15 protein-coding genes and 1 pseudogene are annotated in these 14,510 nt (G+C 65.3%); 1 reads left to right on the plus strand and 15 read right to left on the minus strand.

Annotation, left to right across the window (positions count from 1 at the left end; translation table 11 throughout):
- Positions 1-2: 2 nt before the first annotated feature.
- The 5 genes from HDG34_RS07380 to HDG34_RS07400 all read right to left on the minus strand — a co-directional run bounded on the left by HDG34_RS07380 (position 3) and on the right by HDG34_RS07400 (position 6,507).
- On the minus strand, positions 3-1,124 hold the full coding sequence (locus HDG34_RS07380) for an asparaginase (protein ID WP_184058814.1): 1,122 nt from the start codon (positions 1,122-1,124) through the stop codon (positions 3-5).
- Positions 1,125-1,197: 73 nt separating this feature from the next.
- Positions 1,198-2,616, minus strand: coding sequence for an aspartate ammonia-lyase (gene aspA / locus HDG34_RS07385; RefSeq protein ID WP_184058815.1), 1,419 nt, complete (start codon positions 2,614-2,616; stop codon positions 1,198-1,200).
- 95 nt (positions 2,617-2,711) lie between these two features.
- Positions 2,712-4,178, minus strand: a complete 1,467-nt coding sequence (locus tag HDG34_RS07390) for an aspartate/glutamate racemase family protein (protein ID WP_184058818.1) — start codon at positions 4,176-4,178, stop codon at positions 2,712-2,714.
- Positions 4,175-5,470: a dicarboxylate/amino acid:cation symporter gene (locus HDG34_RS07395; RefSeq protein WP_090811568.1), complete on the minus strand. Its 1,296-nt coding sequence runs from the start codon at positions 5,468-5,470 to the stop codon at positions 4,175-4,177. The genes HDG34_RS07390 and HDG34_RS07395 overlap by 4 nt, the downstream gene beginning before the upstream one ends.
- 122 nt (positions 5,471-5,592) lie before the next feature.
- Positions 5,593-6,507 carry a LysR substrate-binding domain-containing protein gene (locus HDG34_RS07400; protein ID WP_184058820.1) on the minus strand — a complete coding sequence of 305 codons (915 nt, stop codon included), beginning with the start codon at positions 6,505-6,507 and terminating at the stop codon, positions 5,593-5,595.
- Between the two features lie 160 nt (positions 6,508-6,667).
- Here HDG34_RS07400 and HDG34_RS38955 point away from each other — a divergent pair.
- Positions 6,668-6,914 (plus strand): annotated as a pseudogene (locus HDG34_RS38955) (transposase); the annotation flags it as partial.
- A 67-nt stretch (positions 6,915-6,981) separates the two neighbouring features.
- Here the strand turns inward: HDG34_RS38955 and HDG34_RS07405 are convergent.
- From HDG34_RS07405 to HDG34_RS07450, 10 genes are read right to left on the minus strand one after another with little or no spacing between them, the layout of a single operon-like run.
- Entirely contained in the window at positions 6,982-7,686 is a 705-nt protein-coding gene (locus tag HDG34_RS07405) for an aspartate/glutamate racemase family protein (RefSeq protein ID WP_184058822.1), read from the minus strand.
- Between the two features lie 21 nt (positions 7,687-7,707).
- Positions 7,708-8,409, minus strand: a complete 702-nt coding sequence (locus HDG34_RS07410; RefSeq protein ID WP_184058824.1) for a hypothetical protein — start codon at positions 8,407-8,409, stop codon at positions 7,708-7,710.
- Between the two features lie 32 nt (positions 8,410-8,441).
- Positions 8,442-9,518: an asparaginase gene (locus tag HDG34_RS07415; protein ID WP_184058826.1), complete on the minus strand. Its 1,077-nt coding sequence runs from the start codon at positions 9,516-9,518 to the stop codon at positions 8,442-8,444.
- A 4-nt stretch (positions 9,519-9,522) separates the two neighbouring features.
- On the minus strand, positions 9,523-9,948 hold the full coding sequence (locus HDG34_RS07420; RefSeq protein WP_260321069.1) for a non-heme iron oxygenase ferredoxin subunit: 426 nt from the start codon (positions 9,946-9,948) through the stop codon (positions 9,523-9,525).
- Entirely contained in the window at positions 9,945-10,883 is a 939-nt protein-coding gene (locus tag HDG34_RS07425) for a dihydroorotate dehydrogenase (RefSeq protein ID WP_018422043.1), read from the minus strand. Before HDG34_RS07425 ends, HDG34_RS07420 begins: the two co-directional genes overlap by 4 nt.
- Positions 10,877-11,746, minus strand: coding sequence for a dihydroorotate dehydrogenase electron transfer subunit (locus tag HDG34_RS07430; protein ID WP_184058828.1), 870 nt, complete (start codon positions 11,744-11,746; stop codon positions 10,877-10,879). Before HDG34_RS07430 ends, HDG34_RS07425 begins: the two co-directional genes overlap by 7 nt.
- A complete protein-coding gene (locus HDG34_RS07435) occupies positions 11,743-12,387 on the minus strand; it encodes a nuclear transport factor 2 family protein (protein ID WP_184058829.1) in 645 nt (214 codons plus the stop codon). The genes HDG34_RS07430 and HDG34_RS07435 overlap by 4 nt, the downstream gene beginning before the upstream one ends.
- A complete protein-coding gene (locus HDG34_RS07440; protein WP_184058831.1) occupies positions 12,384-13,715 on the minus strand; it encodes an NAD(P)/FAD-dependent oxidoreductase in 1,332 nt (443 codons plus the stop codon). The genes HDG34_RS07435 and HDG34_RS07440 overlap by 4 nt, the downstream gene beginning before the upstream one ends.
- 9 nt (positions 13,716-13,724) lie before the next feature.
- Positions 13,725-14,075, minus strand: a complete 351-nt coding sequence (locus tag HDG34_RS07445; RefSeq protein WP_184058833.1) for a cupin domain-containing protein — start codon at positions 14,073-14,075, stop codon at positions 13,725-13,727.
- A 12-nt stretch (positions 14,076-14,087) separates the two neighbouring features.
- A complete protein-coding gene (locus HDG34_RS07450) occupies positions 14,088-14,492 on the minus strand; it encodes a cupin domain-containing protein (RefSeq protein WP_184052474.1) in 405 nt (134 codons plus the stop codon).
- Positions 14,493-14,510: the final 18 nt, after the last annotated feature.

Below are 14,510 nucleotides of genomic sequence, written 5' to 3' on the forward strand. Positions count from 1 at the left end.
CGTCACCACGTCCCGCTGAATGCCTGCTGTACCTTGACGGGATCGGTCACGCCGTTGGCCACCAGCAATTGCGTCAGCAATCGCGCCTTCTGCGGATTCAGATCGAGCGATGCGACGAATCCGCGCTTGTCGTCGTCCACCTCGACGTTGCGGTTCACGAACCCCGACACCAGGCGCGTCGAGCGAACCACCACGATGCCTTTTGCCGCCGCGCGGTCGAGCGCCGCGAGGGCTTCCTTCGACATGTCACCATCGCCTTCGCCGGCGACGACGATGCCCTTCGCGCCATCGGCGATCGCATGATCGATCTGGCGGCCATCCATGTTGCTATGCGCGTAGACGATATCGACGCGCGGCAATTGCCCACTCGCGGGCAGGCTCAGCGCAGCGCGCGTCGATTGCACCGCCGGCATCACGAAGCGCACGCTCGCCGGATCGACATAACCGATCGCGCCGGCATTCGGCGACGCGAACGCCTGTACCGCCGTGGTATTGGTCTTGGTGATCCAGCGCGGCGCGTGAATCTGGTCGTTCATCACGACCATCACGCCTCGGCCACGCGACTGCGGGCTCGCCGCCACTTCGACGGCTTCGTACAGATTGCCGGGACCGTCGGCGCTCGCGGAACCGCCCGGTCGCATCGAGCCGACCAGCACCACCGGCTTGTCGGAGCGCAGCACGTTGCTCAGGAAGAACGCCGTTTCCTCGATCGTATCGGTGCCGTGCGTAATCACGATGGCGTCGGCCTCGTTCCGCTCGAAGACCTCGTCGATCCGCCGCGCAAGCTGCAACCAGATCTTGTCGTTCATGTCCTGCGAGCCGACGTTCGAGATCTGCTCCGCGCTGATGCTCGCGAGCTTCTCGATGCCCGGCACGCCGCGCACCAGTTCCTGCCCCTTCACGTTGCCCGAGTTGTAGCCGATCGCCGAACGGGGATCGGCGGTTCCCGAGATCGTGCCGCCGGTGGCCAGCACCAGAACACGCGGCGTTGCCGTGACGGCGCTTGCCTGTTGCGATGGCGCGCCGGCAGCCTGTGCGCAGGTACCCGCGGCAAGTGCCGCGATCAGCAGTGCCGCCGAACCGCACAGCCGCTTTGCTTTTCGATCGATCGTGTTGCCGTTCATCTTTCTCTCCTCCATCGTTTAAAAGAGTCGCGTGCGTATGCACGCGACCTGTGAGCGGAACAACCTTCGTCGCTCACGCCGCCGACGACATCTTTCTTGGTTGCGTCAGCATGGCGGGTTGAAGAATCTCGTCGAGCTGCGCCTGACTCAACAGCCCTTTGTCGATCACGATCTGCGCGACGCTTTTGCCCGACGCAAGCGCTTCCTTCGCGACTTCGGTCGAGTGCGTATAGCCGATGTACGGGTTCAGCGCGGTCACGATGCCGATCGAGCTCTCGACGATCGCGCGCAGCCGCTCGTGATTCGCGGTAATGCCGTCGACGCATTTCGACGCGAGCGTGAGGCACCCTGCGCGTAAATGGGCGACGCTCTTGAACAGGCTGTGCGCGATGATCGGCTCGAACGCGTTGAGCTGGAGCTGCCCCGCTTCGGCGGCGAAGCTCACCGTCACATCGTTGCCGATGACTTCGAACGCGATCTGGTTGACGACCTCCGGAATCACCGGATTCACCTTGCCCGGCATGATGCTCGAACCCGCCTGCACCGGCGGCAGGTTGATTTCGCCGAGGCCCGCGCGAGGACCGCTCGAAAGCAGGCGAAGATCGTTGCAGGTCTTGGAGAGTTTTACGGCGACGCGCTTCAGTACGCCGGAGAGCTGCACGAACGAACCGACATCCTGCGTCGCTTCGATCAGATTCGGCGACGTGGTCAACGCGATACCGGTTATTTCGCTCAAGTGCCTGCATGCAAGCTGCGCGTATTCCGGATGTGTATTGATGCCGGTGCCGATCGCCGTCGCGCCGAGATTGATCTCGCAGATGAGCTGGGCCGCTTCCTTCAGCCGCTCTTCGTCTTCGCCGAGCATCACAGCGAAGGTGCTGAACTCCTGGCCGAGCGTCATCGGTACGGCGTCCTGAAGCTGCGTGCGGCCCATCTTCAGGTCGTTGCCGAATTCCACCGCCTTACGTTCGAACGATGCGCGCAACACGCCCATCGCGTCGACCAGTTGCATGATGCCCGCGTACGTGGCGATCTTGAGCGCGGTCGGATAGACGTCGTTGGTGCTCTGCCCGAGATTCACGTCCTCGTTCGGATGGAGAACCGCGTATTCGCCGCGCTGTTGCCCGAGATGTTCGAGCGCGAGATTGGCGATGACCTCGTTCGCGTTCATGTTGGTCGACGTGCCCGCGCCGCCCTGAATCACGTCGACGACGAAATGCTCGTGCGCGGTGCCTGAGCGCACTTGCCTGCATGCGTGCACGATGGCCTGCATCTTCACCGCGCTCAATAGGCCGAGATCGTAATTCGCGAGCGCGGCGGCTTGTTTCACGCTCGCCAGCGCGTTGACGAGGTTCGGATACACGGAGATCGGAATACCCGTGATGGGAAAGTTTTGCAGCGCGCGCAGCGTGTGTACGCCGTAGTACGCGGTCGCGGGCACGGCGAGATCGCCGAGAAGGTCGTGTTCGATACGTTCGGTCGGTGCAAGCATGATTACCTCTCAGGTTCTGAAATCGACAGGCGAGCGGGGTCATCCGCCACACCTCGTGTGCAGGTCCGTCGCATTGACTGGGTGATGCGGTTGGGTTATCGAGGCGGCGCTGTCGCGCAGGCAACACACTGCTTCGCGAGCACGTCGGTCGGATCGACCACGCTCACGCGCGCGCCGTTCGCGCCGATCACATACGGCTCGCGAATCAGCAGCGGCAGTTCCGTGCAGCCGAGAACGATTACTTCGACGCCGTCGGCGATAAGCCCGTCGATCGCCGCGGCGAGGTCTTGCTGGCACTGCCCCGCCGTGAATCCGGCCTTCACGCCTTCCTTGCCGTAGATCGCGTCCATCACGCGCGCCTGCAGCGCGGGTGCCGGGACGACCTGCCGCAAGCCGTGCGATTCGAGCGCCTTTTCGTAGACGCCGCTCGCGAGCGTGCCGCAAGTCGCGAGCACGCCGACCGAGCGCAGCGCGGGAAACGACTCGCGCAGATAACGCACCGTCACCGTCAGCATATTGACGATCGGCACGCCGAGATAAGGCTGTATCCGCTCGACGAAGGCATGCGCCGTATTGCACGGGATCGCGATCAGATCCGCGCCGCCCGTTTCGAGTTTCTTGCAGGTCGCATAGAGCGAGATGGTCGGGTCGGGTCCATCGCCGATCAGATTGTCCGTGCGATCCGGGATCTGCGGGTTCTGCTCGACGAGCAGCTTGAGGTGGTCCTGATCGCGCCGCGCGGGCGTCGCGCGCACGATCTTGTGAATGAAATCGACGGTGGCCGCCGGACCCACGCCGCCCACCACGCCGACCTTGAAGATCGTCTCGGGCGTGTGGTACTGGCCGGACACCACGTACTGCGCATAAGCCAGGTTCGAATCGACGAGCGGCACGCGCAACGCACCGAGTTCGTCCGCGACCAGCGCGATCTCGGTGAGCCCCGGCACGATGACGTTGGCGCCCTGTTCGATCAGGTCCTCGCACGCCGCCCGCAGCAACTCGGCCGGACGGCCACGCAGATTGCCGCTCTTCACGCCATCCTCGCCATAAACGGCCTCGGTGACGAAATCGATGCCGTCGCCGATGCGCGGGTGGATCACTTCGAACTCGGGCGCCGCGAAGTACTTCTCGAACAGGCGCCTGCGCCGCGTATGCGCCGACGCGAGCACGCCAACGCGGCGCACCGCGGGGAATCTTCTGCGCACGTGGCTGCGCACCGCATCGATCATGTCGACGATCTGCAGCGGCGAATTGGCTTTCAGTTCGTCGATGAACGTGTGACTCAGGAAGCACGGCAGCACGACCGTCGTCACGCCGCGCTTCTCGAAGCTGCTGATCAGATCGAAGATGTACAGCTTGCGCTGCGTCAACGTCTCGCTGTCGGCATCGGCGCTGCGAAACGGCTGCTGCTCGAAGATCGCATCGAAGTGCTCGGCGTCGCGCGTGGCCGGCGTCGATTTGATCAGTTTGAAGAACACGTCCGCGCTCGCGAGCGGGCCGAGCCCGCCCACCACGCCGAACTTGCGCGCGCTCGTGGCAGCCGTTGCGTCGATGCCGCTCATTTCGTCTCGCCTTCGAGCTGGCCGAACGAAGCCGTCGCCATCGCCGTGCGGCGTTCCTGCCGCGTCACGCGCTGGCCCTCCCACTTCGCGATGGCTGCCGTCGCGATGCTGTTGCCGATCACGTTGGTCGCCGTGCGCCCCATGTCGAGAATCTGGTCGATCGCGAGCACCAGCACGACGCCCGATGGCGGCAAATGGAACATCGGCGCCACGGCCGCGACGACCACCACCGAACCGCGCGCGACACCCGCCATGCCTTTGCTGCTCACCATCAGCACGAGCAGCATCACGATCTGCGTGCCGATCGGCATGTCGATGCCGAACGCCTGCGCGATGAAGATCGCGGCGAAGGCCTGATACATCATCGAGCCGTCGAGATTGAACGCATAGCCGAGCGGCAACGTGAAGCCGACCACTTTCTTGTCGACGCCGAATTCCTCCAGCTTCTCCGTCAGGCGCGGATACGCCGCCTCGCTGCTCGCGGTGGAGAACGCCAGCATCGCGGGTTCGCGGATCGCCTTGAGCAAGGCCCAGACCGGCTTGCCGAGAAACGCGTAGCCGGCGAGGATCAGCGCCGCCCACAGCAGCGCGAGCCCCGTATAGAAGCTGGCGACAAGCTTGCCGTAGGTCGTCAGCACGTCGAGGCCATGCACCGTGATCGCCGATGCCAGCGCGCCGAATACACCGACGGGCGCGAGACGCATCACATAGTCGGTCAGTTTCAGCATGGTGGGCACGAGCCCTTCGACGCCCGCGATCAGCGGCGCGACGCGCGGGTCGGACTTGATCACGCTGAGCACGATGCCGAACATCACCGAGAAGACGAGGATCTGCAGGATATCGTTGCGCGCCATCGCATCGACGATGCTGGTGGGGAACGCGTGTGTGACGAAGTCCTTGAAGTTCAGGCTCGACGTGTTGAGGCCGGTGGCCACGTCAGCGCTCGTCTGGGACATGTGCAAGCCCGCGCCCGGTTGCAGCAGATTCGCGAGCACGAGGCCGAGCGCGAGCGAGAACAGCGACGCACACAGGAACCACGCGATCGAGCGCAGACCGATGCGGCGCACGTCGCTCGTGCCTTCCATGCCGGCGAGACCTGACACGAGCGTGGCGAACACCAGCGGCGCGATGATCATCTTCACGAGCCGCAGGAAGATATCGGTGACGATGGAAAAGTAGCCGGCGATCTCCTTCGCCTGCGCGGCATCGGCCGCCGTGCGATGGCAGACATAACCGACGGCCACGCCGAGCAGCATGCCGGCGAGGATGTAGAGGGTAAGCCGATTCTTCATGTGTCTCCGTCCTGAGATTATTTGTGACTGGACGGAATTCTAGAGACGGCAGAAAAGACGTGAATGCTAGTGTTGCATACGGCTATGCAAGTTTCGCATAACGCGGGATAACCCTAGCGGCGCTATTCGGCTGACCCCGACGAGGCCCGCAGATGCCGCCACAGCGTATCGAGCAGTTCAGTGCGGTTCGTGAGGTCGCGATACACGCGCAACTCCAGCTCCAGTTGCCATTCGGAGCGGCCGGCGGCGACAAGCTGGCCACTGTCGAGTTCGGCGGCGATCGAACTCTTCGGCAGCCAGGCGACACCCTCGCCTTCCAGCACGAGCTTCTTCACGACCTCGGCCATGTCGGATTCATAGTGAAGTTGCAAGGCGGGCGACGCTTTGCTCTGCTCCATCAGCAACGCGAAGCAGCGCCCAAAGTAGCTCGTCTCCGTATAGGCGATGAACGGCATCGGATGTTCGATCACGCCGGGCAGACGGTACACGTGCGCAAGCCGCTGATTGGGCCTGCATACCGGCATGAAAGTATCGACGCCCACGGTCACGCATTCATACCTGGTCGGATCGAGATGCAACGGCAGCTGCGGATGGTGATAAGCGAACATCAGCTCGCAGTTGCCGTTGACCAGCATCAGTATCGAATCGTGCACGTTCGCCGGAATCACGCGCGCGCGCACTTCGCCGACATGCTTGGACAGCGTGCGCAGCCACGCGGGCAGGAAGTTGAGCGCGATCGTGTGGCCGGCTGCGATCTGCAGGCTCGTGCCGGCGATGCGTTGTTCGGTGCGAATGATGGCGCGCGTGTCGAACAGCTTGTCGAGGATGTCTTCGGCCGCGTCACGAAACAGTTGCCCCGCCGGGGTAAGGGTCGGCGGAAAGCCGCTGCGATCGACGAGATCGGCGCCGACCCATTGTTCGAGCGACTGGATCCGTCTGCTGAAACCCGACTGCGTGACGTTGCGAAACTCCGCCGCCCGGGAAAAGCTCTGATAGCGGGCGAGCGCGATGAAGTCTTCGATCCACTTGATTTCCATCAGCCATCGGTCTCCGGTCCGGCGACGAATGGACTCGCCGCTGCGCCCGCAATTCTACGCTTGGCCGTGCCGCACGCTGACTATCGGACCTGCGTCAAACCGCCATGCACAGGTACTTCGAGTTGCTCCGCCACGCGCCAGATGCGGCCGATATCGCGCCCTGGCGCGCCAGGTGCAGCAGGCAACGGGAGAAACCGTGAAAGTGGCCTTTGCCGATCAGGGTTACCCGGGCGAAGCTCCTGCGCAGGCCGACGGGTAGTCGAGCGCAGCTTCGGATGGGGCTCAACCGCTTTCGACGCCTCGCACGGGACTACGAACGCTTGCCCGAAACACTCGCAGGTCTGCATTTTGTTGTCTTCGCCATGCTTATGCTTGTCCATGCAATCCCAGTACTTCGGAGTTCCTGACACCGTCGAGCAAGTTTTATAGAACGGCGGTGCGTTTGGCAAGCCTGCGGCCAGGAAAGGGACCGTCTCAATCGCTTAACAGAACGCCATATCCCGGCGACTTCGCAGAGATGTTCAGCTTCCTCAAGCAGTACCACAACAGCGCGGAATTGCTGCTGATCACCGGGCGTCCGACTTCCGTCTCGATCGAAGCGATCACGCTGCTCACCCGAATGCCCGCGCAACTGATCAGCAACGCGTCAAAATCGCCCGGTAGTCGCGTCGCGATGTCGGACCAGACCTCGGGCTGCACCGTGCCCTGCTCGAAAGGCGTGCGGCACGCGCGGCTCGCTTCGGCGACGACACTCAGCCCGCGTTGCTCGAAAAATGCCTGCTCCGCCGCGACGACGCGTTCGCCGTAAGCCGTCACGAGTCCCAGCTTCTTCGCGCCCAGCGCGTCGCACGCGGCGAGCACGGCCTCGATCGTCGTGACCGCCGCGATGTTCGTCGCCGCCGTCACCCGCGCATTGATCGCGTCAGGTCCGTTCACGACGCCCGCCGCCGTGCAATTGGTCGCGATCAGGTCGACCTTCGCGTCGGCGAGCAGTTGCGCGTGCTGTTCGATGTCGTCGATCAACGTGCGATCGGATTCGATCGACGTGTCGCGAAACGGCAAACGCGTCGTGACGAATTGCACGCCGTCGGGCGCCATCGCCTGAATCTCGAAGTCGCACAGTCCACCCGACGGGTACAGATGCCCGATACGCGCGAGATGACCGAAGCCGATGCTCATGCTTGCCCCTTGCGAATCGCGTTAGTCGAAGAAGGTCGTGCGCGCCGCCATCGGATGATGGATGTTGCTGCCCTCGAACGGCGGAAATCGTTCGAAGTCCTGCCGCATCGCGTGGCGCACCGGCGAGTGCATCGCCTCGGTGATCGCCCGTGCGCTGTCGAACATCAGCTTGTTGCGCTGCATGTAGTGCACGCGTGTCCATGGCATCGCGTCGAGCCAGTCGATGCGCGTGAAAATCTCGATCTCGCGCACGCCCGGAAAGTCGAACATGATCTGCGGATGATGCCTGAGGTAGTAGTTGATCCATTCGTCGAAGTCGAGCGCGCGGCCCGGGTAGTGCACGAGGAACTGGCATGGCAGGCTGCCTGCTGGCACGCGCGCGTCGGCATCGGCCACCGGAAACGGACGGCGCAGCATCGCCTGCTGCTCCACGCGGCATCCGGCGAGGCTCGCGAGATTGGCCGCGGCGAGCGCCTGCAAATGGCCGCCTGCCGCGATCGGCGCTTCGAGATCGAACACCGAGTCGTAGTCGAGTTGCATCGCGAAGATCGGCGACGCGCCGTCCCGCGTGTAGTAATCGTCGGCGGATTCCGGCGTGTAAAGGCGGGAGCGGCGCAGCGCGGGCGTCGAGTTGACGATCGCGGCGATGCGTTCGAGGTCGTCGGCGCTGATGCATGCCGCCGGGTCCGGATGCACCCAGGTCACGAGGTAAGAGAACTGCATGATTCGAAATGCCTCCTTGCGTGCCGAAGCGTTCACAACGCGAGCAGAATGGTTTGAATGCGTTCGCGCCGTTGCGCGAAATCGGCTCGCGAATCGCCATCGAACGTGAGTGCGAGCATCAACGCAATGCGCAACTTGTGCGGCGCGAGATCGCCGCCCGCGACTACGCCGTCGCGTGCCAGAAACGCCTGAGGCGGCACCACGCCACGCGCCGCGCGGCTCGATTGCACGACCACGACACCGGCCTCAACCGCCTTGCGATATGCGGCCGCCTCGGCTGCCGCCGGCCGTCCCGGCACCAGTCCCGCGCTGATGATGCCGGCGCTGCCTGCCGCGACCAGCGCGTCGATCGCCACACCGTCGGCACCCGCATACGAGATCGCGATATCGACGCGCGGCAGCGCGAATGGCGCATCCGCTTCCAGCAGCGCTCGTGAGAACCATGCGGATTCGCTACCGCGACGCGTTGCAATCGCACCGCGCCGCCACGCAATACGCGCGTCGGGCTCGATGCGCGCGAGCGGACCGTAGCCCGGCGACTCGAACGCGTTCAGTTCGAAACTGGCCGCCTTGGTCACGTCGCGCGGCGAGAACAGCCAGCCGTCCATCGCGACCAGCACGCCGTGTGCCGCGCTCAGCGGATCGCGCGCTGCCGCAATCGCGCCGCGCAGGTTCGCGAGCACGTCGCTGCCCGCGGTGTTTGCGGGCCTCTGCGCTCCCGTGACGATCACCGGCCGCGCGATGTCGAGCACGAGTTGCAGGAACCACGCGGTTTCTTCGAGCGTCGCCGTTCCGTGGGTCACGATGAACCCTGTGATGGACGGATCGGCGAGCGCCGTGTGCCGTATCAGCCGAGCGAGTTCCACCCAGTCCGCCGGCTGGATCGCCACGCTGCCGAGGCTGCGAAACGTGACGGGTAGCAGTTCGACGTCGGGCGCGAGCTCGCCGAGCGTCGCGAGCAGGGTGTCGAGCGGATGCACGACGCCGCTTTCCGAATACTCGACCCAGTCGAACGGGCCACGCGCGTGCATCGCAAATGTGCCGCCCGTACCGATCACGGCGATTTTCGGCCCGCGCGCGGTTTTGGTTGCAGTCGATAAAAAGCTCATCGTCTCAGCGGCGCAGCCGAACGTAGAGATTGGCGCCGTCGATCCGGACCTCATGGCGCCGCGTATCGCGCACGATCGGCGCGGTCGTGCCCTTGCCCGTGCGCACGTCGACGAGGCCGGCGTGCAACGGACATTCGATCTCGTGACCGTCGAGCAGGCCCTCGCTCAGCAACGCGTTGCCGTGCGTGCAGAGATCGTCGAGCGCATGGATTTCGCCGGCGACGCGAAACAAGCCGACCTTCACGGTGTCGATCGTCACGCCCAGACAATCGTTACCGTCAAAACACCGATCGAGCTCGCCGACCAGATGCCACGCGTCGGCGCCCATCGATAGCGCCGGCGCCCCGCCGCTCGCGAGCGCCGCCTCAGCCGCGTGCGCAGGCGCGCGAACCGTGCGCCCGCATACCGAGGCAATAGGAATGACCTTCATAGCGCATAGTCCTTTTGCAGATTGATCACGTCATGACGCTGCATCGCGCCGATCAGGTCCGCGACGCGCGCGAGACCGCGCTGCTCGCAGAACGCACGCAGCCCATCGATCACGCGCGGCATCGCGTTCGGCGTAATGAAGTTGGCGGTGCCGACCTGGACCGCTGCGCAGCCCGCGAGCATGAACTCGATCGCGTCTTCCGCCGTGCTGATGCCGCCGCAGCCGATCACGGGAATCTCGACGGCCTCGGCGCACTGGTGGGCCATGCGCAGCAGAATCGGCCTGGTCGCGGCGCCGGTCAGGCCACCCATCACGTTCGCGACGCGCGGCCTGAAGGTCCGCACGTCGATCGCCATCGCCAGAATCGCGTTGCAGCACACGAGTGCATCGGCGCCGGCGGCTTGCGCGGCGAGCGCGACTTCGACCAGGTTGCCGGCGTTCGGCGTCATCTTGACCCACACGGGGACGCGGGTGCTCGACTTCATCGCGCGCACGACCTGATACGTCGCCTCGGGGTCCATGCCGAACGCCTTGCCGTTCTTTTTCAGGTTCGGACACGACACGTTCGCCTCGATCGCCGCAATGCCGCTCGTACCGATGCGCCCCGCCAGCTCGCCGAACTCGGCCGCCGAATTCGCGGAGATGCTGCCCACGATCGGCGGCGTATAACGCTGGTAGAACGGCACCGTCGTATTGATGTAATAGTCGGCGCCCTTGCTCGGAATACCGATCGAAAACAGCGTCGCGTCCTTGAACTCGGCGACCCGCGGCGGCGGTACGCCTTCGCGAATGTCGGCGGTGATCGTCTTGGTGACGATCGCGCCGAGGCAATTGAGATCGAACACGCGCGCGTTGCCGTCCGCGAAAGTGCCGGACGCGGGCATGACGGGATTGGCGAGCGTGAGTCCGCCCACCTTGACGCTCAGATCTACCATGATGTCGTTTCCTGCAAATCGAACACGGGGCCCTCCCAGCACACGCGCCGGAAGGTCAGACGGTCGGAATCGGCATGCGCGCGGAATGGACGCACGCACGCATAGCACGAGCCGATTCCGCAACCCATGTGCTGCTCGATCGCGGTTTGTCCCGCCACGCCCCACGACTTGCCGAGCTTCTGGAGCAGCATCAGAAGCCGGTTCGAGCCGCAGGTGGACAGGAAGTCGAACGGCGCTTCGGCGTGCAGCGCTTCGAGTTGCGCTTCGACGCGCGCGGGATCGCTGCTGCCGTCTTCGTCGGTGACGATATGAACCGTCGCGCCCGCCACGCGCAAACGCTCGGCGGACATCACCACGGCCTGGCTGCGCGCGCTTAGCACGGCGCTCACGCACGCGCCCCGCGCGGTGGCATGCGCCGCGAGTGGCGCGAGCGTCGCAAGGCCTACGCCGCGCGCCAGCAGCAAGACATGGCGCGTCTCTTCAGGCAATTCGAAGCCACGACCGAGCGGTCCGAGCGCATCGAGCGTGTCGCCTGGCCGCAACGTCGCCAGCCCTTGCGTGCCGATACCCTGCACCTTGTAGAGAAACTCGACGGTGTGCCGCAGCGGATCGGCGCCGTAGACGCTCATCGGCCGCCGCAGAAACGACGTGCCCGCGGCGCCCGGCGGGCACGCGAGATGGAAGAACTGGCCCGGTTGCGCGAGCGCGGCCCCGATCGGCGCGGCGACGATCATGTGACGATACTCCGCGTTGACGGGTATGTTCTGCAGCACGCGGCACGCGTGCTCGGCGATATCGAGCGCGACAGTACCGCGGCAAGAATCCGTATGGGTCGCGCAGGGCGACGCAATGACTTCTGTCATGACTGATTGTCCTCGGTGCGGTCGACGCGCAGCGCGTCGAGGTCCGCGAAATTGCTGGCGATCGGCAGCGGCCCATCCGCCAGGGTCATCATGTGGAGCGCTTCGAATTTCATGTAACTGATCAACCAGAGGCCGCTCGCCGCGTCGCGCCGGTAGTGTTCGGTCGTGACCGCGCCCAGCCACACCGCGCCTGCGCGCGTGTCCGCGTCCTCGCGCAGCGCCACCTGCATCAGCCGCCAGTTCGCCTGCGCCACGCCGCGCGCGACATCCACCTTGAGCGTCTCGCTGACGTAGTAGTGCATCGCGAAGCGCCACGGCGAATCGAGAAACCAGCGCTCGATCGCTTCACGTCCGACGAGGTCGCCGCCGAAACCGTTGCCGCCCGCCCAGACGGCATCGCCGGTGAAGCAGGCCGCTTGCTGGCGTGCGATGTCCGCGAGCGCTTCGCGGTCGAGCTTGCGGTAGTCGCCACCGTACTTCGCGTCGGCGAGCGCGCCGTAGTGCGCCTTGAGTGCGCGAATCGCTTCGATCGCTTCGAGCCGTTCGACGCGTTCCGCAAGCGCTGCCATCTGCGCGCCGCTGTATGTGGGCGTGTCGTTGCGGGTACGTGCGTCGGCCATTCCCATCGAAATCGCGCTCATCCGGCAAGCTCCTTGAGCGACGTGCCGGGGTCCGCGAGGCGCGCGACGTCCACGGGCATCGCGCTGGCGACAAGCTTTTCGAGGAAGCGCCGCTCACGGCCCGCGTTGACGAGCACACCCGCGACGATGCGACCGTCGCGCATGCTCAGCGCCGCGCAGGGTCCAGCGCCCGGTTCGCCGCGCAGCACGACCTCGTCGCGCGGATCGGGCTGGCCCACGACCTGGATGTTGTTGCCGAGCTGATCGGTCCACATCCATGGCGTTTCGCGATACGCCTGCGCGCGGCCGATCAGGGTCTGCGCGACCGCGAGCGCCTGGTTCTCGGCATTGCGCCACGTTTCCTGACGCAGACCACCGCGCTCGCTCTCGCCATCGAGCACATGCGCGACGTCGCCGACCGCGTAAAGCCACGGCGCATGCGGACTGCGGCAGGTTTCGTCGACGTCGACGCCCTGGCGTCCCGCGAGCCCCGTGCCCGCGAGAAACGCCGGCGCGCAATCGACGCCGATCGCGATCAGGATCGTGTCGGCGGCGACGTCGAAGGCTTCGCGTGATCGCGTTTGCGCGGTGTCGACGAGTTTGCAACGCACGACATAGCGCGTGCCGTCGGTGGCAAGTTGCGCCGCTTGCGCTGCGTCCGCGATCGACTCGACGGCGACCCCCAGTTCCACCCGCACGCCGCGCGCACGATGCTCGCGCAGCAGCCATTCGGACATCACGGGGGACAGGCAGCGGGCGAGCACGCGCTCGCCCGCTTCGAGCACCGTCACCGGCACGCCGAGCTCGAGCGCCGACGACGCCACTTCCATGCCGATCACGCCTGCCCCGATGATGGCGAGGCCACGGCTCTCGCGCAGCGCGCGGCGCAGCGCGAGGCTATCGTCGACCGTGCGCAGCAGGTGTACGCCGGGCCGGTTCGCGCCGGGAATCGCGCCGTCGCGCGGCGCGCCGCCCGTCGCCACGACCAGGCGATCGAACCGCACCTGGGTGCCGCTCGCGAGTGTCAGCACGCGCTCAGTCGCATCGAGCGCGACCGCACGTTCGTGCAGGCGGTCGATGCGCGCATCGCGCAACGCCGACGGCTCCCAGAACGCTGCGGGCGCCAGAACGAGCGGCGACGCCGCGAGCGTCGGCTCGGTTTCGCTCGTCAGCCATTCCTTCGAGAGCGCGGGCCGCTCGTAGGGCGGATGACGCTCGTCGCCTACGAGCGTGATGCGCCCCGCGAAGCCCAGCGACACGAGATGCTGCACGACGCGTCCGCCAGCATGGCCCGCGCCGACGACAACGACGTGCTTCACGTCATCCGGTTCAAATGGATCGTGCTTCATGATTGGATCTCACACACTGGTCCCGGCGCGATACAGCACGCCCTTGGCGCCGATGCACGTAAAGCGACGCGGCTCGCGCGGCGGAATCAGGATCGCCTCGCCCGCGACGAGCCGGTAATGCTCGCCGGCCGCATCGATATCGAACTGGCCTTCGAGAATCGCGACGACTTCCTCGCCGCGCGCTCCCGCTGCCTCGTCGCGCACTTCGCTCGGCTCGAACACCGCGAACTCCGTGCTCAACAGCGCGCCTTGCGCGCGCACCGTTTGGCTCGCCGCGTGCGGATCGCGCCAGCGCTCACCTGCCTGAACCGCCGTGCATTGCGCGATGTCGCCGGCCAGATTGTCAGTGCGATTATTCATTTGCGTCCCTCATCATCGATTGGCGAGCGGGTAATACGGCGTGTCGTCCTGCGCGCCATATTCCGCGCGCGGCGGCGACACCACGTTCAAGCGCATGCTCACGCCTTGCGCGCCGTAGCAGTTCTTGCCGTAGTGACTGAGGCCTGCGGGAATGATCATCGCGTCGCCTTGCGCGAGCGTGCGCTCGACGTCGGGCGTGTCCGGCCGCACCTCGAAGATCGAGCACGAACCGAGCACCTGCAGCGACGCTTCCTCGCCGTGATCGTGCGCCTTCGCGGGCAGATTCGTACCCTCCTGCTCGACGAACCTGATCACCGCAACACTCATCGTCGCGCCGATCATCGTCTTCATGTACAGGCCGTTTTCGACCACGGTCTTCAGGCCGTGATCGATGCCAAACACGCGGCATTTCGCCATTTGCTGTCTCCTTCAGGT

Origin of the sequence: Paraburkholderia sp. HC6.4b (genome assembly GCF_014200875.1) — a bacterium.
GTDB classification, from domain to species: Bacteria; Pseudomonadota; Gammaproteobacteria; order Burkholderiales; family Burkholderiaceae; genus Paraburkholderia; species Paraburkholderia tuberum.

What these genes read in the sequence shown, in the direction of transcription:
- HDG34_RS07380 (WP_184058814.1), bottom strand. Translation starts at nt 1,124, where the DNA reads ATGAACGGCAACACGATCGATCGAAAAGCAAAGCGGCTGTGCGGTTCG.
- aspA (WP_184058815.1), bottom strand. Translation starts at nt 2,616, where the DNA reads ATGCTTGCACCGACCGAACGTATCGAACACGACCTTCTCGGCGATCTC.
- HDG34_RS07390 (WP_184058818.1), bottom strand. Translation starts at nt 4,178, where the DNA reads ATGAGCGGCATCGACGCAACGGCTGCCACGAGCGCGCGCAAGTTCGGC.
- HDG34_RS07395 (WP_090811568.1), bottom strand. Translation starts at nt 5,470, where the DNA reads ATGAAGAATCGGCTTACCCTCTACATCCTCGCCGGCATGCTGCTCGGC.
- HDG34_RS07400 (WP_184058820.1), bottom strand. Translation starts at nt 6,507, where the DNA reads ATGGAAATCAAGTGGATCGAAGACTTCATCGCGCTCGCCCGCTATCAG.
- HDG34_RS07405 (WP_184058822.1), bottom strand. Translation starts at nt 7,686, where the DNA reads ATGAGCATCGGCTTCGGTCATCTCGCGCGTATCGGGCATCTGTACCCG.
- HDG34_RS07410 (WP_184058824.1), bottom strand. Translation starts at nt 8,409, where the DNA reads ATGCAGTTCTCTTACCTCGTGACCTGGGTGCATCCGGACCCGGCGGCA.
- HDG34_RS07415 (WP_184058826.1), bottom strand. Translation starts at nt 9,518, where the DNA reads ATGAGCTTTTTATCGACTGCAACCAAAACCGCGCGCGGGCCGAAAATC.
- HDG34_RS07420 (WP_260321069.1), bottom strand. Translation starts at nt 9,948, where the DNA reads ATGAAGGTCATTCCTATTGCCTCGGTATGCGGGCGCACGGTTCGCGCG.
- HDG34_RS07425 (WP_018422043.1), bottom strand. Translation starts at nt 10,883, where the DNA reads ATGGTAGATCTGAGCGTCAAGGTGGGCGGACTCACGCTCGCCAATCCC.
- HDG34_RS07430 (WP_184058828.1), bottom strand. Translation starts at nt 11,746, where the DNA reads ATGACAGAAGTCATTGCGTCGCCCTGCGCGACCCATACGGATTCTTGC.
- HDG34_RS07435 (WP_184058829.1), bottom strand. Translation starts at nt 12,387, where the DNA reads ATGAGCGCGATTTCGATGGGAATGGCCGACGCACGTACCCGCAACGAC.
- HDG34_RS07440 (WP_184058831.1), bottom strand. Translation starts at nt 13,715, where the DNA reads ATGAAGCACGATCCATTTGAACCGGATGACGTGAAGCACGTCGTTGTC.
- HDG34_RS07445 (WP_184058833.1), bottom strand. Translation starts at nt 14,075, where the DNA reads ATGAATAATCGCACTGACAATCTGGCCGGCGACATCGCGCAATGCACG.
- HDG34_RS07450 (WP_184052474.1), bottom strand. Translation starts at nt 14,492, where the DNA reads ATGGCGAAATGCCGCGTGTTTGGCATCGATCACGGCCTGAAGACCGTG.